Source organism: Flavobacterium hydrocarbonoxydans (assembly GCF_009789235.1).
GTDB lineage: Bacteria > Bacteroidota > Bacteroidia > Flavobacteriales > Flavobacteriaceae > Flavobacterium > Flavobacterium hydrocarbonoxydans.
In genome coordinates this window covers 129,962-150,099 of sequence record NZ_WSTB01000006.1, presented here as the reverse complement: position 1 = coordinate 150,099, position 20,138 = coordinate 129,962, and the positions used below count along the sequence as shown (strand labels likewise).

General features: G+C 31.8%; 16 protein-coding genes. 5 read left to right on the top strand and 11 right to left on the bottom strand.

The annotated features are described in order from the left end of the window. Positions 1 to 63: 63 nt before the first annotated feature. Positions 64 to 2,502, top strand: coding sequence for a DUF4982 domain-containing protein (locus tag GON26_RS12375; RefSeq protein ID WP_202110870.1), 2,439 nt, complete (start codon positions 64 to 66; stop codon positions 2,500 to 2,502). 309 nt (positions 2,503 to 2,811) lie between these two features. On the opposite strand, the gene GON26_RS12370 is transcribed toward GON26_RS12375, so the two are convergent. Then, positions 2,812 to 3,030, bottom strand: a complete 219-nt coding sequence (locus GON26_RS12370; RefSeq protein ID WP_160375081.1) for a hypothetical protein — start codon at positions 3,028 to 3,030, stop codon at positions 2,812 to 2,814. 385 nt (positions 3,031 to 3,415) lie between these two features. Here GON26_RS12370 and GON26_RS12365 point away from each other — a divergent pair, with 385 nt between their 5' ends. From GON26_RS12365 to GON26_RS12350, 4 genes are all read left to right on the top strand, one after another. Next, on the top strand, positions 3,416 to 3,637 hold the full coding sequence (locus tag GON26_RS12365; RefSeq protein WP_160375080.1) for a hypothetical protein: 222 nt from the start codon (positions 3,416 to 3,418) through the stop codon (positions 3,635 to 3,637). 693 nt (positions 3,638 to 4,330) lie between these two features. Continuing rightward, a complete protein-coding gene (locus tag GON26_RS12360; RefSeq protein WP_160375079.1) occupies positions 4,331 to 4,954 on the top strand; it encodes a DUF4145 domain-containing protein in 624 nt (207 codons plus the stop codon). A gap of 169 nt (positions 4,955 to 5,123) precedes the next feature. Next, the gene (locus GON26_RS12355) at positions 5,124 to 6,077 is read left to right on the top strand and encodes a type I restriction enzyme HsdR N-terminal domain-containing protein (protein ID WP_160375078.1); all 954 of its coding nucleotides are present in this window, start codon (positions 5,124 to 5,126) and stop codon (positions 6,075 to 6,077) included. A gap of 184 nt (positions 6,078 to 6,261) precedes the next feature. After that, on the top strand, positions 6,262 to 6,978 hold the full coding sequence (locus GON26_RS12350; protein WP_160375077.1) for a hypothetical protein: 717 nt from the start codon (positions 6,262 to 6,264) through the stop codon (positions 6,976 to 6,978). A gap of 248 nt (positions 6,979 to 7,226) precedes the next feature. Here GON26_RS12350 and GON26_RS12345 read toward each other — a convergent pair whose 3' ends face one another. From GON26_RS12345 to GON26_RS12300, 10 genes are all read right to left on the bottom strand, one after another. Continuing rightward, a complete protein-coding gene (locus GON26_RS12345; RefSeq protein WP_160375076.1) occupies positions 7,227 to 7,691 on the bottom strand; it encodes a JAB domain-containing protein in 465 nt (154 codons plus the stop codon). Positions 7,692 to 7,915: 224 nt separating this feature from the next. Further along, positions 7,916 to 11,107, bottom strand: coding sequence for a type I restriction endonuclease subunit R (locus GON26_RS12340; RefSeq protein WP_160375075.1), 3,192 nt, complete (start codon positions 11,105 to 11,107; stop codon positions 7,916 to 7,918). 1 nt (position 11,108) lies between these two features. Continuing rightward, positions 11,109 to 12,101, bottom strand: coding sequence for a nucleotidyl transferase AbiEii/AbiGii toxin family protein (locus tag GON26_RS12335; protein WP_230407935.1), 993 nt, complete (start codon positions 12,099 to 12,101; stop codon positions 11,109 to 11,111). Continuing rightward, positions 12,086 to 12,811 (bottom strand): type IV toxin-antitoxin system AbiEi family antitoxin domain-containing protein, encoded by a 726-nt coding sequence (locus GON26_RS12330; RefSeq protein ID WP_160375074.1) that lies wholly within the window; start codon positions 12,809 to 12,811, stop codon positions 12,086 to 12,088. The genes GON26_RS12335 and GON26_RS12330 overlap by 16 nt, the downstream gene beginning before the upstream one ends. Before the next feature lie 126 nt (positions 12,812 to 12,937). Next, complete coding sequence (locus tag GON26_RS12325) at positions 12,938 to 13,714, bottom strand: HNH endonuclease (RefSeq protein ID WP_160375073.1); 777 nt, start codon at positions 13,712 to 13,714, stop codon at positions 12,938 to 12,940. 6 nt (positions 13,715 to 13,720) lie between these two features. Next, on the bottom strand, positions 13,721 to 15,739 hold the full coding sequence (locus GON26_RS12320) for a DEAD/DEAH box helicase (protein WP_160375072.1): 2,019 nt from the start codon (positions 15,737 to 15,739) through the stop codon (positions 13,721 to 13,723). Further along, positions 15,736 to 16,569, bottom strand: coding sequence for a hypothetical protein (locus GON26_RS12315; RefSeq protein ID WP_160375071.1), 834 nt, complete (start codon positions 16,567 to 16,569; stop codon positions 15,736 to 15,738). Before GON26_RS12315 ends, GON26_RS12320 begins: the two co-directional genes overlap by 4 nt. Positions 16,570 to 16,585: 16 nt before the next feature. Continuing rightward, positions 16,586 to 17,134, bottom strand: a complete 549-nt coding sequence (locus GON26_RS12310; RefSeq protein ID WP_160375070.1) for a hypothetical protein — start codon at positions 17,132 to 17,134, stop codon at positions 16,586 to 16,588. Positions 17,135 to 17,136: 2 nt separating this feature from the next. Next, positions 17,137 to 18,396 carry a restriction endonuclease subunit S gene (locus GON26_RS12305; RefSeq protein ID WP_160375069.1) on the bottom strand — a complete coding sequence of 420 codons (1,260 nt, stop codon included), beginning with the start codon at positions 18,394 to 18,396 and terminating at the stop codon, positions 17,137 to 17,139. After that, on the bottom strand, positions 18,380 to 19,948 hold the full coding sequence (locus tag GON26_RS12300) for a type I restriction-modification system subunit M (RefSeq protein WP_160375068.1): 1,569 nt from the start codon (positions 19,946 to 19,948) through the stop codon (positions 18,380 to 18,382). Before GON26_RS12300 ends, GON26_RS12305 begins: the two co-directional genes overlap by 17 nt. Positions 19,949 to 20,138: the final 190 nt, after the last annotated feature.

Here is a 20,138-nt window from a genome sequence, read left to right as displayed (position 1 = left end):
ACCATTACGATAGTATGTTTTATAAAGCTAAATGATCTTAATGGTGAAAAAATAAAACAGAAAATGAAGTTAATTTTCAAATCAATAGTATTCGTAGTTCTACTCGTTTTTTCATCTGGAAAAATGATGTCACAATCAACCACAGTTCTTTTAAAAGACAACTGGCGCTTTTCTAAAGAGGTAAAAGGAGAGGCATCTTCTGTAGATTTTGATGCTTCAAAGTGGGAAAAAGTCAGTGTGCCGCACGATTGGGCTATTTACGGACCTTTTGATGAAAAATGGGACAAACAGGTTTCGGCAATTGAACAAAACGGAGAAAAAATCCCTACCGAAAAAACAGGTCGTACCGGAGCATTGCCGCATATTGGTACAGGCTGGTATCGCAATACATTTTCTGTTTCGGACTTTAAAAAAGGAAAAAAAGCACTTCTTATTTTTGAAGGTGCCATGAGCGAACCTCAGGTTTTTTTAAACGGAAAAAAAATAGGAGAATGGGGTTACGGATACAGTTATTTTACCATTGATATTACCAATGATCTCCTTGTAGGGGCAGAAAACGTGCTGGCCGTAAAACTGACCAATATGCCATTTTCTTCAAGATGGTATCCCGGAGCCGGTTTATACAGAAAAGTGAGTATTGTCGTAAAAGAGGAGGAAAAATTTGTACAATGGGGAACTTTTATTACCACTCCGGACATTAAAGAAAATACGGCCGTTGTTGATCTTAAAGCGGAGGTTACTGGCAATAATCTGTCAATGGTAACCCAAATAAAAGATGCCAATAATACTATTGTAGCCACTCAAAAAGATTCAGAAATAAAAGACGGAAAATTTCATCAGAAGATTTCTGTTGACAAGCCTCATTTATGGAGTCCTGAAACACCTTATTTATATACAGCCATTACCCAACTATACGCAGCTGACGGAACTTTAAAAGACGAACAAACTATAAAATTTGGTATCAGATCGATTAAATACGAAGCCAATACTGGCTTTAGCCTTAACGGAAAAGTAACAAAATTTAAAGGAGTTTGTCTTCATCATGACCTTGGCCCGCTTGGTGCAGCGGTGAACAAAGCAGCACTTCGAAGACAGCTTACGATTCTGAAAGATATGGGTTGTAATGCCATCCGAAGCTCTCATAATATGCCTTCTTTTGAACAGCTTGAACTGGCTGACGAAATGGGGTTTATGTTTCTGGCAGAAAGTTTTGATGAATGGGCAAAGCCAAAAGTTGAAAACGGATATCATCGTTTTTTTGAGGAATATGCAGAGAAAGACATTGTAAATTTAGTAAGAGCCACACGAAATCACCCTTGTATTGTAATGTGGAGTTCAGGAAATGAAGTTCCGGATCAATACGGAGCAGAAGGTTTGACAAGGGCGAAATTTTTGCAGGATGTTTTTCATAGAGAAGATCCGACCCGTCCGGTAACGGTAGGAATGGATCAGGTAAAGCAGACTATGGCGTCCGGTTTTGGATCTTTATTAGATGTACCGGGACTAAATTACAGAGTTCATCTTTACGAAGAAGCATATAAATCATTTCCACAAGGTTTTATATTAGGTTCAGAAACCGCTTCAACGGTGAGTTCAAGAGGAATTTATAAATTTCCTGTTGTACAGCAAAAAGAGAAACAATACGATGATCTTCAGTGTTCGTCTTATGATCTCGAAGCTTGCAGCTGGTCGAATGTTCCTGATGAAGATTTTGTATTGCAGGATGACAAACCGTGGGTGATTGGCGAATTTGTCTGGACCGGTTTTGATTATTTGGGAGAGCCAACACCTTATGATGAAAAATGGCCATCCAGAAGTTCTTATTTCGGAATTTCAGATTTGGCGGGACTTCCTAAAGACCGTTTTTATTTGTACAGAAGCAGATGGAACACTCAGGATAAAACGCTTCATATATTGCCACATTGGAACTGGAAAGGAAGAGAAGGAGAGATTACTCCGGTTTTTGTTTACACGAATTACGACAGCGCAGAGCTTTTCGTAAACGGAAAAAGCATGGGTGTCCAGAAAAAGAATAAATCTACTCCGCAAAACCGTTACCGTTTAATGTGGAATGATGTTAAATACGAACCAGGAACTGTAAAAGTTGTTGCATTTGATTCCAATGGAAAAATAGCGGCTGAAAGCGAAATTAAGACTGCCGGAAATCCCTATAAAATTGTTCTCGAAGCCGATCGCGAAATTATCAAGGCCGATGGAGAAGATATTTCTTTTGTAACGGTTTCAGTGGTGGATAAAAATGGAATTCCATGTCCTACAGCTGTTAATGAGCTGCAATTTAAGGTAAGCGGTGCAGCAACATATAGAGCAGCATGTAATGGCGATGCGACTTCATTAGAAATATTTCATCAGAATAAAATGAAGCTTTTCAGCGGTAAACTGGTGGTTTTGGTTAAAGCGATTGAAACGGCAGGTACAATCCAATTGGAAGTAACAGGAAAAGGACTTCAGAAAGCTAAAATAAATTTAAAGTCAGAACTCTAATAGTTAGAATAGTGCAGCAAGGAAAAAATGATTTTCCTGGCACAGAAAAGCCTGAGAAATATAGATTTCTCAGGCTTTTACTTATAACCTCAGAGAGGTGACATATTTATAGAAAATCATTTTTGTTAATTAAACAAAACCCCAGAGGGGTGATATGTTTGCAGACGGTGATATGTTTGTAGACGGTGACATGTTTATAGACGGTGATATGTTTATAGACATAGATATTTTTAGGATTAAAAATCCGTTTTAATCCGCGTTTTGGCATAGCCAATCCGTGTCATCCGCGGTCCATTTTTATCACTATCCTTATTCGATTTCTTCCCAGTCGTTTTCGTCATATTCAGATTCCATATCATCCTCAAGATCCTCTTCCAGATCGCCAAGTTCCAGATTATAGTGCGTGCTTGCTGTCAGTTCAGCCACAAAAGCATTTTCCAGATAATCATCATAGTTTAACAACAGTTGCTCTTCGTACTGTGTCATATTGCCTTCTTCAGACATATCAAAGTAATTTTCGGATTTCATATCATCATTTTTAAAATTAATACCTTATCTAAGCAACTATATCTATTAATTAGACAGATTTAAAATTAAAGTTTCTGTAACAGAATGTTTTACAGAATTTTTGACAGGACTTGTAAAATTTTCACATCATCCAAAATTGTTTACCTCTTTTGAAAATTAAAATCGAATAAAAGTACATCTAAGTTAGTAAGGAAGATTGATAACTGAGAAAGTAAGCACGGTATGCGAGGAAGTAAGCAGGGTAGTTGAGAAAGTAAGCAGGGTATGCGAGTAAGTAAGCTTGGTACCTGAGAAAGTAAGCACGGTATGTAAGGATATAAGCAGGGTAGTTGAAGAAGTACGCTTCGTATGTGAGAAACTAAGTAAGGTATGCGAGGAAGTAAGCATGGTATCTGAGAAAGCAAGCCCGGTAGTTGAAGAAGTAAGCTTTGTATTTGAGAAAGTAAGTACGGTAAGTTTGTTAGGGACCTCGGTAAAGTTGTTAGTGAGCACGGTAAGTTTGTTAGGGACCTCGGTAAAGTTGTTGGCGAGCTTGGTAACTTCGTTAGTAAGCTCCGTAAGTTCGTTAGGAAGCTCGGTAAAGTTGTTAGGAAGCATGGTAATTTAGTGAGTAAGCTTCGTAAGTTAGTGAATGAGCTATGTAAGTTAGTGAGTAAGCTTGGTAACTTCGTTAGTAAGCTCGGTAAAGTTGTTAGGAAGCATGGTAATTTAGTGAGTAAGCTTCGTAAGTTGGTGAGTGAGCATGGTAAGTTGGTGAGTAAGCTTCGTAAGTTGGTGAATGAGCTTCGTAAAATTGTCAGTAAGAGATATAATTTACAAATGAACACGTCTTGAAGATAATAAAATCCGTGATCATCCGCGTTTTGGCAAAGCCAATCCGTGTCATCAGCGGTCCATGACACAGCATTTTAACAAAAAAGCTCCAGATTTCTCTGAAGCTTTTTTGTCTTAGTAGCGGGAAGCATTCAAATATCTAACCAGATTATCTTGGATTATTGCGGTATTTTGGAATGTGCATCTTAATTTTTTTCTTCATTTTGTTGGCGTAGCCACTAATTTAAATTTCAAAAAGCATCGTTTAAAATTACTAGACCTTTTGAAAATTGTAGTGAAAAAATATATATATTTGAAAATAAATGATGTGTGAAATTTATCACACGTATCTACCCAAATTAGGATGGCCTTGTGTGGTTTTGTCACACATATGAATATGTTATGAGCCATTTAGCAAAAACAGACTAACAAAACCATCATGAAAAGTTATTGTAATAAATGTAGCAGACCCACTAATCAAATCGTAATGAAAGAAGAAAAAACTTCATATGACGACGGACAAGGCTGGTGGGAAGAAATTGACTATCAAATCATACAATGTAGTGGTTGTGATGAAATTTCATTTAGAAGATTGGAAACAAATCCACAAATACAATCGTATGATGAAACTACACAATATATGCAAGAGCTTTATCCTAAACGTGGTCCCAATAGTATTTCAATAAAAAATTTTAGCAATCTCTCAATAAAGCTAAAAAGTTTATACCGCGAAACTATTGATGCTTTTAATAATGAGCAACTTATTCTTTGCTGTGGAGGATTACGTGCATTAATTGAAGCAATATGTCTAGATAAAGCCATAAAGGGAATTATGGTAAAAGACAGAAAAAATAATGATGTATTAAAGGAAAATTTAGAAGGTAAAATTGAAGGATTATTTGAAAGTGGCTTTTTGACGAAGAGTAGCGCAACTAGTTTACACGAATTAAGATTTATTGGAAATGAAGCACTTCACGAATTATCAAAACCAAGTGTTGATGAAATCAAATTAGCAATTGAAATTTTGGAATCAACAATCGATAATATGTATGAATTGCATCATAAAGCAATGAAAATTCAAATGAAAAAACAAATTCGAACAAAAAAATAAACGACTCGTAACAGATGTCACAACGGATTTCGGCAATTGGCTTAATGAAAAGTTGGTTTTGTATTTGGGATGATTTGGCAAATCCGAATATTGGTCTTAATTTAATCCCAAACCCGCTGTAGTGCCAAGACGTTATGGGCAATTTCGAGTTACCAAGAAAATATATCTTATGAAATACGATTTTTTAAACCAACTTTTTTTAGAAGACGATGAATTTGAAGATTTATTTAAAGACTTTGATTTTAATCTATTAGAATCACTAGAATTCAAAGAAGACGCTGTCAGAGAAGAAATTGTTTTTCCGATCTTAAAAAAACTTGGTTACAGCGCCTCATCTAATAATAAAATTATTAGAAGCAAAAACCTTATACATCCATTTTGCTATTTTGGAACTAAGAAAGAAATGGTAAATATTATTCCTGACTATACTTTTGAAATTAATGGAGAAAACAAATGGATATTAGATGCAAAACGACCAACAGAAAATATCATTTCTGGTAAAAACGTATCTCAAGCCTATAGCTATGCAGTTCATCAAGAAATACGAAGTGAAATTTTTTGTTTATGTAACGGTAAGGAAATTTCCATGTTCAACACAAAAAACCATGAACCATTATTACACTTTCATATAAAAGATTTAAAAGAAAATTGGAATAATTTAGAAATGATTTTAGGTCCAGAATTTATACAAAAACCATTTCTGAAAAATTTTAAACTTGACCTCGGCTTATTTATCATGAGAACGGGTACAGAAAACTGCTATTTTGATCCTATGATATTTCCATTTAACACAATCAACGCAATTGCTAAATTAAATGAAAATGAATATTCTGTTAGCGGTCTATTCAAATTTGATCATGCTGGATATGATCATTTGGAGTTCATGGGAACATTTGATTTTAAATATAAAGAGTATCAAGAACTACTTTCAATTATGCCTAAAGATTTAAGAAAAACCATTTCGGAAAGTTTAAGTCGTCAGCCGTTTAAATACTTCGAAGTAAATTCTCCTAAATTCTGTTTTAATCTCTTTGCGATACTTGATAACAAAATATTAAATAATGAAAATGAAAGTTATTTACCATTACTTGTAGATCACGTTGAGAAGAGAAACTGCCCATAACACACGCTACAAGCAATTTTTGGCTATTGGCTTACGGGAAAGTTGGTTTTGTATTTGGATGATTTGCTTCGCCTGTTCGCTTCGCTCGAGTGGTAAATCCGAATAATGGGTTTAATTTAATCCCAAACTCACTGTAGTACAAAAACGTTAAATACAACCTTAAGGACAATTACAATTAAAACATATGGAATTTAAAGGAGGAACAATTATCATCGGTTCATTATTGTGGGACAAATCATCTATAAGAGAAAAATGGCGTTCACTTTGCTTAAATGAAATTTCAACTAAAACGCCAGTCAAATTGAAAATTAGATATGGACGGAAATCTCAAACTAGACAAGATACATATTCAATGATTTTTAGCAATCATCCAAAAACTGAATTTGGACAAGCTTATATTTTAGGATTTAACGAAGTCATAAAAAACGCAAGAATATTAGAAAGTCAAGCTTTTGCATTAGCAAGTGCAGAAGGTATTTGGGGGAAAGAACCATCTTTAAATAAGTCATGGGGAACTGTAGGACTGCTTATAAATCCCAACATAGACGAAAAGGATAAAGTTGGAGCCGATATAATAAGAAAAAGATGGACAGATATTTATCTTAATTACAAAGATGTGTTTAAGTCGTCAGAATATAGCGTTGAAAATGAGAAACCTGTAATTGACCAAGATGGCTTTCTAAATATTGAATGGACAAAAGAAATGGACGACTATGATTTTTTAATTGCCACTCCAGTTGTGTCGAACAGTAAAGGATTACTAAATGCACAACAAATTGCCGAAAAAATGATTGAGAAAAATTACTTTGAGTATTTTAAAAACAATGTTGATAGTGGAATAATAACATTTCAAGATAATGAAATTTTAGAGTTGCTTGAAAGAGAAAAAAACAGCCATTAATAGCCGTTTGTCAAGATTGGGTTTTACGCTGAATTTAAAGATGGTTTCTAACAGAATCTAACAGCAATCGCGGAGTTCTCGATAAATTAATGCTTCATTTTCACGAAGAAATATATCTTAGAACAGAGATCTTAGTCCGTTTTGATCCGCGACTGTCGGTTACAGGCAGAACGTTGTAATGTTGAACAATAATATAATCTTTTATAGACAATCATTTTTTGATGTAATAGTCATTATTTTAAAGGCGCTTACAAAGCGCCCTCATCAGCAAAGGAATAATATGATTCGGGAGTTATAATTAATGAATCCAGTAATGTGATATCAAGAAGTTTTCCCGCTTCTTTTACTTTTCGAGTTATCTGTTTATCGGCGTCAGAGGCTGTGAGATTTCCTGAAGGATGATTGTGAATCATCATCAAAGATGTTGCATTGGCCTTAAGTGCCGCTGAGAATATTAATCTAAGATCTACAACAGTACCTGCAATTCCTCCAGAAGAGATTTCGTAAATTCCAAGTACCTTGTGAGCTTGATTAATAAATAATACTTTGAACTGCTCGAAGAATTCTATTTTATTATGATCCCAAGCTGATAGAACTAGTTTGTATGCATCTTTTGAAGATTTGATTTGTGGTCTTTCGGAGTTTTTTACTTTTGTTTTGTAGATCAGTTCAATTTCAGATACAGTCTGCCAGTTTTGATTTAAAGTTTCCATAATTTTTATATTTTAAATTAATTATGGAACATTGACTGGGAATCGATTAGCAAGCGCAAAAAGCAACGCAATAAAGCAGGAATTTTTTCCTGCATTTATGGGGGAATTTTTTGCTAGCGCCCGCGAACGATTCCCTAACTTTGTGACGAAATTAAATAAGATATTAGAAAAATAACAACCTTTTGATGTAAACCTCTATGTGTTTGTATATCAAGATTTAAATCTTAATAAGTTTTGTATTTCTTAAAGTTTTCAGCTTGCTCAAAAATTTCTTTATAAACTTCGTCACGATCAACTGGTGGATAGCCATTTTCAGCTAGTAAAATTATCAGTCCAACTTTGAGCTCAGCTTTAATATCTTCTCTCTTTGACCAGTCCGTATACTTAGCTTTGTCATCTACTACCACCTTTACTTTCTGAGCTAATGAAATTAATTTTTCTTCTGGATAAATGAAATCATACTTGATGGCTAACGATTTTAATATGTCATAAAATGCTTTTTCTTCAAAATCAATTCCAAGATCTTTAAAAGATTCTTTTTCTTTTTTTAGGGCATAATACAAATCTATAATTTCATCTGTAAAATCTTCAAGGACTTCGCTTCGCAAAACATCACTTTCTTTACGTTCATTATATTTATCAACTATAAATTGTAATCTTTTCGAAAAATCAATACCAGTAATTTTATTTACTTTTTTTACATCGTCAATTGCTTTCAATAGTAATTTTTGTAATAGCTTTATCTTTGTATTCGGCAATTTTATTTTATCAATTTTTGCCATATAATCATCTGAAAAGATGTCAACTTCAGTTTGGCTTTCATCACCTAATTTAAAGATTTCTTCCACACCATTACTTTCAATAGCTTCCTGAAGCATTTGCTTAACCCTATTATTCATTCTTGCTGCGTCTGGTGCTTCTCCTTTGGTTAATTTAAAGATTATCGAGCGTATTGCTAGATAGAAATGAATCAAATCTCTTTCAACGTCATTGAACACTCCGCTTCCGGAACAGATATCGTAGCCTGATTTTAAACGTTTAACAATGTACATGAATCTCTTTTCTAATTCTTGTGTAAGTTGTATAAATTCAGCTGCTTCGTTTAATGATTTAAGTTGGTCAAGAGGTGTACCATTAAGATATTTTAAAGTATCAAACTTGTGAAATAGTTTATTTAGAAGATCTAGTTGATCTTTTACTACTACAATAGATTGTTCAATATCTTCTATATTTTGGGAATCAGCATTGCTATATTGTGCAAGTGCTAAATTCATTTGTTTTTTAATTCCAATATAATCTACAACTAATCCCTTTTCTTTCCCTTCAAATTTTCGATTTACTCTTGAAATTGTTTGAATTAAGTTGTGGCGTTGAATTGGTTTGTCAATATACATCGTGTCAAGAAAAGGAACATCGAAGCCTGTTAGCCACATGTCGACAACAATAGCAATTTTAAAATTCGATTTTTCATTTTTGAACTGACGATCAAATTCCTTTCTATCTTCTTTTGTGCCTAATAAATTATACAGATCAGCATGGTCATCTTTACCACGGGTCATAACCATCTTAATGCGTTCCATTGGTTTGATTTCCTTTTTTTCCTTTTCAGTAAGTTCAATATCTTCTTCTGCTATCTTTATAATACCCCATTCTGGACGTAAGTCAATAATATTTTTATATAACTCGAAAGCAATTTGACGGTTACTACAAACAAACATTGCTTTTCCTTTTACTGTAGCACCTTCTGCAATTCGTTTTTCATAATGAGTTATAAAGTCTTCTGCTATTGTTGCTAATCTGGTAGGATCACCAATGATTGCATTCATCTGTGACATTGCTTTTTTACTTTCCTCAACCTGATTTTCATTACTACCTTCTTCTGCACAACGATTATAATAATCTTCAATTTCTTGAAGTTTGCTATTATTGAGCAGTACTTTAGCTGCACGTCCTTCGTAGACAATACGAACTGTTATTTCATCAGCAACAGATTCAGTCATTGTATAAGCGTCAATTATATCGCCAAAGACATCTATTGTCGAGTCAATAGGTGTGCCTGTAAAACCAACAAATGTTGCATTTGGAAGTGAATCATGCAGGTGCTTTGCAAAACCAAATGACTTTTTTACGCCTGTTTCTGTAATTTTGACTTTTTGATCAAGATTGGTCTGGCTACGATGTGCTTCATCTGAGATACAGATCACATTAGTACGATCTGTTAGTAATTTTGTGTCTTCAGTAAATTTATGAATAGTTGTTAAAAACACACCGCCACTGTTTCTACCTTGAAGCAATTCTCTTAAATCACTTCGGCTTTCAACACTAATAATTGATTCGTCACCAACAAATCCTTTTGCGTTAGTAAACTGCCCGGATAATTGATCGTCCAAATCAGTCCTGTCTGTGATAATTACAATAGTTGGGCTTGCAAAGTGTTTACTGCGCATTAATAAACGGCTTAGGTAAAGCATAGTGAAGCTCTTTCCACAGCCTGTTGTTCCAAAATAAGTTCCGCCTTTACCATCACCTAAAGGTTTTTGGTGCAGTTTTATGTTTTCGAATAGTTTTGTAGCAGCATAATATTGTGGATATCTACAGACAATTTTTTCATTCTTTTTAGAACTATCCGGCAAGTATATAAAGTTTTGGATAATGTCTCTCAGTCTATTGCGATTGAACATGCCTTGAATAAGCGTAAACATTGCATCTATACCGTCTACTTCGTTTGGCATACCTTCAATTTTACGCCATGCATAAAAGAATTCATATGGAGCAAAAAAGGAGCCTGCTTTGGTATTGGCACCATCGCTAATTACGCAAAATGCATTATATTTAAATAGTTCCGGAATATCTCTTTTATAACGTGTTGTTATTTGAACATATGCGTCATGCATAGTTGTATTTTCTTGTATGGCAGTTTTGAACTCAAAAACTACCAATGGTATCCCGTTGATGTATAAAATTAAATCTGGTATACGAATTTCATAACCTCTAATTGCTAATTGGTTGACAATTCTGTAGATGTTATTGTCTTTTGCAGAATAATCAATTAATTGAATGTAGAAGTCTTTTTGATTTCGGTCTTCTCGTTTCAATAAAAAACCATCTGATACCATTTTCATAATGGTTTTATTACTTTCGTATAAATCAGAAGCAGGTAGTCTTTCTAAGCTTCTAATGATTGAGTCAATTTCGCTTTCTGTAATATTTTCAGTAGTATATTGAGATTGCAAATAGTTTTTAAAATCTTCTTTTAGCAAAACTGTTTCGCTTACAACGTGACCGTAAATTGCTTGAGGTTCTGATACTTCATTTAATTCAGATTTACGGACATCACCACCGGCAAGATGAGTCATTTTCTCTTCTTGTAGTAAACTGATAAAAGCCTGTTCTAATTGTGATTCAGTAAATTTCATATCAAGGTATTTTAATAGTCCACTGGATGCTCTCCATTCGTTTACTAATTCTTAATAATGTTTTAGCTATTTCTGCTTCATCTGGTAATGGTCCCAATACTAATTCTCCAAAATCAGTGGTATAAGAATTTTTGAGTGTGTTCCAGCTTGTATTAAGATCTTTAAATAACCAGGAATCGTTAGGATGATTTTGGAGCCAAAGATTGTCATTTCTGTAACTATCTACATCATCTTGAGCTACTTTATTAAGTAATATGTCAAAATCTGCTGATTCAAAAAAAGTATTTATTACTTCGTTTTGAAGTAATAAATGCAAGTCGTATGTATGCCTGATTTTATTTTTTAAATCTAACATTGGATCAGCTGAATAAGAGAAACGAACCAGACTCATGATTTTTTCACACACCGTTCGCACAGGTTCTAAGGCTAATACCTCAAAAGGGAGTAGTTCATATTCATGTGTTAATGCCTCTTGATTGTTTTTTATCATCATTTCATATACATATGAACTTACAATTGCTTTGGTATAAGGTTCATGGTAGCCAAGCCAAGTGGCTTCGACAATAACCACATCACGAACTTGACCATAATTTCCTGTAAATTCTTTGTTATAAGTATGTGCGGTTTTTCGGTTCATACCCATTTTTTGAGTAATGTTTTCTACAGCTATTTCTGGAAGAACTGTAGAAACTAATGTACTTATTTTTTTAATTCTATTCGTCAATTTATTTCCTGAATCACCTGCTTCTCGTAGTACTACTAAATCAATATCTTCAGAAAATCGCTCAATCAACCCAAAGCATTTGGATAAAGCAGTTCCTCCTTTAAAAACGACCTCATTTTTTATATCACTATGATAAAGTGTATGTAATACTAATGTGACCCAATAATCCTTTTCCACATAGATTTCTGGTATTCCAAGTGTTTGTGCTGTAAATTGTATAGCTTGTCTAAAGAGTTGTTTGTTTTGATGTAGCTTCATAATAAATTCCATTTTTCAGCGGTTTTTAAAACACTAGAAACTCCCGAAAGTTTATATTTGGTAATAGGATTTAAGTTTTTCTGTAATAATTCTTGAAATTGTATAATTCCAGATTCTTCCAATAATGCGCCTAATAGCGCTCTCGTAGCAGGAGGATATTTTTGAGATAAACGAACCAAAGAATTTGCATCTTTTTCGTTTAAAGTTTTAAGTATTGCTGTTAATCGCATACAAGCAGAAGCTATAGTAGTATCGGGTATTTTTTTTATATAACGAATAGAATCTAAAATTTGTAACAATGGAACGTTTTCCTTAGTGATGGTATTTTTTTGCTTGATAAATTTAATGGTATAACGATCTCGTTTTAGCATTGGACGGATTTCATTCTTAGCAATTTGTATAGTATTGCTTAATTGTGTGGTCAATCCTAATTGGTTGTAAATACTGAAACCTGTAAGATAGCCAATTGTTTTTCCATCATCTTCAAGTAAATCTTTTACGACTTGAAATTGATTAGGTTCTAGATTGCCAAAAGGTGTATTCTCAGGTTTGTAATATTTCCCTTTAGCTAGTTTAGCAATCTTACCTGAAACTACCATTCTGTTCAACGCTTTGATTACCGCTTCTTTTTTATTCACCTCAGTAGTAAAGTCTGCATAGGTGAAGACATACCCTTTGGGTAATCGATCTATGGTAGTTGCAATGTAATCAGTAGTTTTCATACTATACTAGTTAATGCAAATATATATAAAATGTCCAGTTTTTTATATAAAAAACTGGACATTTATTCCTGCTGTTTTTTTCGAAATATAATACAGTGAAGATTTGAATATCAAACGGACAAAAACTTAACTGTTCATAATGTTTAAAGCTATATCAATATCGGTGAACTTACTTATAATCTTAGCTTCGGTAAAAAAATCTTTTTTTATTTCTATAGAGCGAAGTGCATAATTTTCAAATTCCTCTTTCGAAAAATTGGAAATAGGAAAACCAAATACATGACCTAAAAATTCAATCTCTGCAAATTTGCTATCTGAGTATAAATAGTTCATCCTATCGAAATACAAAATAGGTGTTTCTGCTTCTCTATTAAAAAATATCATAACCCCTATCTTTCTGGTGAAATACAATATAGGCAAGTCTCCTTTATTATATCTTGCAAAACTTCTTATTACATCAAAACTTGCTTCGTAGCCTACTTTTCGTTGTCTATTGAGTTCTTCAAAATACATTTTGTAAAATCCTCTTTTAAATGCTCGGCAAAGCTCAGATTGCGAAGCAAACATAAAAGATGGCTTAGAAGCTAAGCGATATTTACCATTTCGTTCTTTCATTTCAAAGAATTGAGATTTGAATTCACCCACTTTTCTTTTAGTAATATTTCCGAGTAAGAATCTTTTTCTTGAAATTGTAAAAGCTTCTTTTAAGGCTACTTCAATCGAATATTTACCATTATGGCTATCTCTGTTTCCAAAATAATAATTGCAATCATCGCAAATATTCTTATTGAAATTCTGTCCTCCTAATGACTTAGGAATGGTGTGTGCTTTTTTAATAAAAGTTACGTTGGGTTCAGTTTCTAAACACCAAATACATTTTCTATTGTTTATAACTTTTTCCATCATTAACTATTCAAAGTATATTCTCAAATCTTCCATTGAATTATTTTCAAATATTATTTTTTTAATATCGTGAATCGAGAATTTATTAGGTAGTTTTTCTGTTAACTCTTTTAGATAAGGCCTTACTCGTTGATAAGGAATTCCATATTCAAACAACTTATTCACAATAACTAAAGATTCATGAGTTGGATTTTCAATACCAATAAATTTGCTGTAAAATTGAGCTTTTCTACTATTCGCTTCTTTTATAACGTCATCTTTTAGTAAACTTTTTAGATTATGTTCTTTATATAGTTCATTGATATCTATTGTGAAATTTATTAATGGTATTATTCTAAATGGCAATACACTGTATATCATATCTATAAGTAAAGAGATGATTTTCGACTTTTCTTCATTAGGTTTTAAAATATGTAATTCTTCAACCATTTCATTAAATGATTTAAATTTATGATTTAAAGCGACATTGTATGCATTCGTATCTATTCCTTTATTTATCTTCCCAATAATTCCAAGTAAATATATTTTGTCTTTTTCCTTTATGTAATTAATTAAAGTTATCAATTGGTTAAGGGTAAATCCATGGGTATTTAGTAGTTTACTTACTTCCAAATGAGGTACATTAGAATAATTGGAATTATCTAATAAATTTTTTAAAGTGTTTTTGTTTTCATTGGAATTGTCATCCTTAGAATCTATTTTTTCCTCACTTTCATCCTCTCTGTTGATTTCTATAATCTCTGCTCTATTCTCGATGACAAATTGAATATCAATTTTTTCATAGGATAAATTAGCACTTTCAAATTGCGATTGATGTTTTTCCCAATAAAAAATCTCTCCTACTTTATGCTCTCCTAATCTTCCAGCTCTACCAATCAAATTTTTAAACTTAACTAGATCATTTTTTCCTAATATGTCATTTGAGTTTGCTATATAAATGTTTTTTGTTGGTGTATTTACACCTTCAATAATGGAGTTTGTGGCAAGAATATTATTTATTGCTCTTGTTTTAAAAAGTTCGATTACTTTTTTTTGTATGAATTTAGGCATTGGACCATAATGTATTCCAATACCGGATTTTAAAGCTTGGATTGGTAACCATTCTGGATGGAAATCTTCTTCAACTCTTTTAACCCAATTATCACTTACTGCTATGGGATTACTAATGTTTTTTAGATTTTTTAAATAGAATTTTTCAAGATATTTTGGTGAGCTGAAATAAATAAGATTTGTTTTGTTATTTTCAGATATTGTTTCATTAATTTTTTTATCTAATTTCTTACTCGACTGAAAACTTTTTGCTACCGGTGCATAATCTGATTTTAAAATTTCAAAATTTAAATGCCCTAAACCACTTAGTGAATTAACTAATGGCATTAATAAGATAATTTTATTTGAATTTTCTAAAGTGTCAATGAAAGAACGATTTAAGATAACTTCTCTACTGCCTTTGATTGGATCAGTAAGTTTATATGCTTCGTCTATAACAAATAAATCAATCTTATCATAGAATTGAATTAGATTGTAATATTTTTCTTGAGTACCAATAAAAATACTTTTTTCATTAATTTTTTCTAGATTTTTAATAGAGTCAAAAATGGTGTAACTCATATTTTCAAACAAATTTTTAAAATCATCTAATAATTCATCTGCCAAAGAATTAGTAGGTACTATGAATACAATTTTCTTGGGTTGATAGTTATATATATATTCTTTGATAAGCATAGTTTTACCAAAACTTGTTGGTGCAGACACTATACTTCTTTCATTTTCAACGATCTTATTATATATGGTAATCTGTTCAGATGTGAATGAAATGTTTGGATTGTGACTCAATAAATTTCTTTCCTGAATAAATTCAAGTTGTTTTGAAAAAAAGGAATCTTCAATTTTTTCTTTGTAATATGGAGATAAATCAAATAAGAATAAATCTTCTAAGCTCACTTTGCTATTAGAATCATCTAAAAGCTTAATAACAACTTCTCTATTTTCTTGATTTATCAATTCATTTTCTGAATCTATCATAGTCCCTTTTCTTTAATTATTAAATCTAGAGCAACCCTTTGAGCTTTAAAAATTAAGTCATTTTTAGATTCAATTGGTAGGTGGTATAAATGTATTTTATAGTCACTTGAAAAATCTTTAATATTAATTTTATCTACTAAATTATAAGACTTCTCATATTTTGTGATTGGATTTTCAATTGTGTGTAAAACAAAGCCAGTTAAAATTAAAGGTGTTTTTTTTATTTCATCCTCTGTTTTAGTAGTTATGTCACCATTAATACCTTTTAATACAACATTATTTGTTCCATTTATTCGAGCTATGAAATCTTCTAGTTTACTAATAAATGATGTGTCATTAGTTATTTTATATGCTCCACCATATAATTCACCATAAAACTTAGCTTCTCCTAAAACCAAAATATCATCAGAATACATACATGCATCTGCACCATGACCAGTAACACTAATATTGTCCCCAATACTTACTACACCAGTAATTAATTTATTATCAATAAAATCAATATTAAGCCTTGCTAATAAAGCTTCTGCAAAAAAAGTATAGTACGATTGTTTGCTTTCATTATCTTTAATGTTTTGCCGAATTTCAGAATCAAGTACTTTTTCTTCTCTATTTCTAAAAGGATTTCCTATAAATCTTTGTAGTTGCTTGATTCGATCATCTTTTTTTAAAGGTTCATTGACTTGAAATAAATAATTTAATTTTGTTTCATCATATAGAATATCAAGAATGTAATTATCTAAATCAGGTAATGTTAAGGTATGCTCATAAATACTAAATTCATATTTAGAACATTTGCTTTTAGTTTTATTTGTTATTGTTAAAGACATGAAGTATTTTAAAAAGTTATTTTAATAATGCATATCTCTTCAAGCCTTTTGAAACAAGCTTGAGTTCCTTGCTATATTCGTGCATTTTATAAATCACATCTTGTTTATGATCTCGCAATATTTGGGGTGTAATTTCTTCTTCGGTAAAAAAATGAGTGATGGTTGAATCTTCTTCTTCATAAGAGAATTGAACTCTTTTAATATGTTCATTGATATTAATAAAGTACTCAATTTTATCGTTGTGTTTTTCTCCAAAAAATGAAATAAATAATATTTTATTCTTTTTCAAGTCTAAAAATATGTTAGCATCAAGTTCAAAGAACTTATTAAAATGAGGTATTTTTTTGAGTATTATTGAATGTGTAATAACTCTTTGAATTTCCTCAATACTTGAAATAACATTTATATAAACATCAAATTTTTTTGAATATAAATTTTGCTTTTTCCAAATGAAATATCCTATCAATGCAATTGTAGAACCAATAGTTAATCCTGATATCGAATCTTGAATTATTGTTAGCCAAAAATCAACTTTTTGCAATTCATTTTTAATAGTTTCTGTCATAATCAAACTTTTTCAATTTCAACTTTCGTCATTTTCGAAAAAATCAATTTTTCTAAATGAATTAAATATTTATTTTGGGATGTGTATATGTCTATATTGTCTTGAATAATCTCTACTAATTGAGAGAATTGTATTATCAATCCTTCTTTAGGAATCAAAATAGGAATTTTAATAATGTCTTTTATAGGTAGTTGTGGTTGTGCTGAACCAGAAAAAAAGCCTTTTATTTCCTTTTGAAAATCTGAAGTTTTTAAAACTGTAAATAAATATAATGCATGATTTTTGCTTGTGCATCGGAAAATGACCATTCCAGAATTAATTCGGATGTGGTCAAAAGGTACGTAATTACTATAATATCCCATTTTACCAATAGAGCTACCTCTAGTTGTAAAAACGATGTCATGTCTTTTAAGCTTGCCTTTTCTTAATAATTCATCCCTTTCTTTTGTAATAAAAATATTTTCCTCAAATTTAAAACCTGATCGGCTTACATTATTAGCACCTAGAAAAAGACAAAATTCTTTTTCAAACATGTCATCTTTACTAGGATAATTACTTCCTCTGTCTCCATCTTCAATTTTGGAAATGTGATTTAAAAAGCCGGCTTTCCAACCCTCAGGAATCTCTTTTTCTAATTCCTCGCACCAAATCATCCTATTACCATTGCTTTTATAAGGTTTACCATTTTCATCGGGAAATTCAAAATCTACAAACCATTGCTTGTAAATTGCTTGAGCAGTTTCTTCAAGTTTGGTGATCAATTGATTATTTAACGCCATTCGATTTTGAATAACATGATATTCTCTAACAATTTCGGCTTGTTTTTCAATATGAGGAATTACAATTGGCATATCGCAAAAAGTGTCCCAAGAAATACCGCCACGAACATCACCACCACTTACATAGCCAACATATCGGTCAGTTTCTGAACGAAATAACCACATTTTTAAATATTCAGATAATAAAATTTCATCACTAATTGATTCAAAAACATAATATGCTGATGAAATCATGGATGGTTCTTCATTTGTATACAAATCAACTGGTAATTTCTCATCTCTACCAACACTCATTAACTTACAAGCAAGTTGATTTTTATTTATGATTTTATAAATGGACATATCTGTTCCTACTACATTTGCAACAGAATTTATAAATTTCTTTTCTATGCTTACGCCAATTAACCTCTTTACTTTTAAATCATTATTTCTAATATTTACTTCTTTTATAAAGTCACCTAATCTTTTATAATTCAATAGCATAACCTAATTCTTTAAATACGGTTAATAAGTCATTTTTAGATTGAGTTTCCGCTTTCAATAAATCTAAAAATTCACTTTGTAAAGTTGTCATTTTCTCATCGAAGTCAATATTTTCATCGCGGTTTACAAAAGTGATATATTTGCTAGGAACTAGAGAAAAATCTTTAGCTATAACATCATCAATTTTTGCATTGTAACAAAATTCTGGAACGTCCTGATATATTTCTAAGTTTGTTTGCCAAGTATGGTAAGTTTTACTAATATTTTCAATATCTGAACTAGAAAACTGAATAAATTTTTTCTCAAAAGGAATCCCCTGTTGTCGTAAATCCATAAACAAAATTTCATTTTTACGATCACGGTAGTTTCTTGCCTCATCTGGCATTTGAACCGTTCTTGCCTTTTTATTTTTGTTTAAAATCCAAAGGGTAACACTTATGCCTGTAGTGTAGAACATATTTTGTGGCAAAATAACTATACTTTCTACTAAATCATTTTCTATTAGTTTGCGTCTAATCTTATATTCTTCACCACCACCAGACAAGGCTCCATTCGCTAAGATAAAACCTGCCACACCATTTTCAGATAGTTTGCTCACCATATTCAAAATCCATGCATAGTTAGCATTGCTAATAGGAGGTACGTCATAGCCAATCCAACGAGGATCATCCTTTAATTCATCACTTGCTCGCCAGTCTTTTTGATTAAATGGCGGGTTGGCCATTATAAAATCAGCTTTTAAATCAGGGTGTTGGTCACGCCCAAAAGTATCCGCAGGCACATCGCCCAAATTAGCAGATATACCCCTAATAGCAAGATTCATTTTGGCAAGTTTATAAGTGGTTGCCGTGTATTCCTGTCCATAAATAGAAATCTCTTTTTTGTTTCCGTGGTGGTTTTCTATAAACTTAATAGATTGTACAAACATACCTCCAGAACCACAAGCAGGGTCATAAATGATACCTTTGTAAGGTTCGATCATTTCTGCAATCAAATTAACAATACTTTTTGGCGTATAGAATTCTCCTTTTCCTTTTCCTTCGGCTAAGGCAAATTTGCTCAAAAAATATTCATAAACACGACCAACAATGTCTTGTTGTTTGTCTTTTAATGTATCAATATTATTGATTGTATCTAATAAGGCAGCCAATTTACTCACGTCCATATTCAGACGTGAGAAATAATTATCTGGTAATGCTCCTTTCAGCGAAGGATTATTTTTTTCGATCGTATGTAGTGCGGTATCTATTTTTAACGCAATATCATTTTGTTTGGAATTTTCAATAATAAAAGACCAACGGGAATCCTCAGGCAAAAAGAAAATATTCGACATATTGTAGAATTCTTTCATTTCAAGATATTTCTCTTGACCTTCTTTGATTAATTCATTTCTGCGTTCTACAAATTTATCACTTGCAAATTTTAAGAATATTAAACCTAATACAACATGTTTATATTCCGAAGATTCTACAGTTCCTCTTAGCTTATTTGCTGATTCCCAAAGAGTTTCTTCGATCGATTTTTCTTTCTTAGCTTTTACTTGTTTTGCCATTATAATTTAAGGTAATCTTATGTGTGTTTATTAATATTAATTTGTAAAAATAGCTTTATTTTATAAAAGAAGGTTCTTAAATGATGAATGGTTTACACTTATTAAATATAGTTAAGTTCAAATATAGAATTACTAAATATTACTTGTTTACGGTTTTCCATAAAGTAAGAAAAAGAAAAACGGTTAAGCA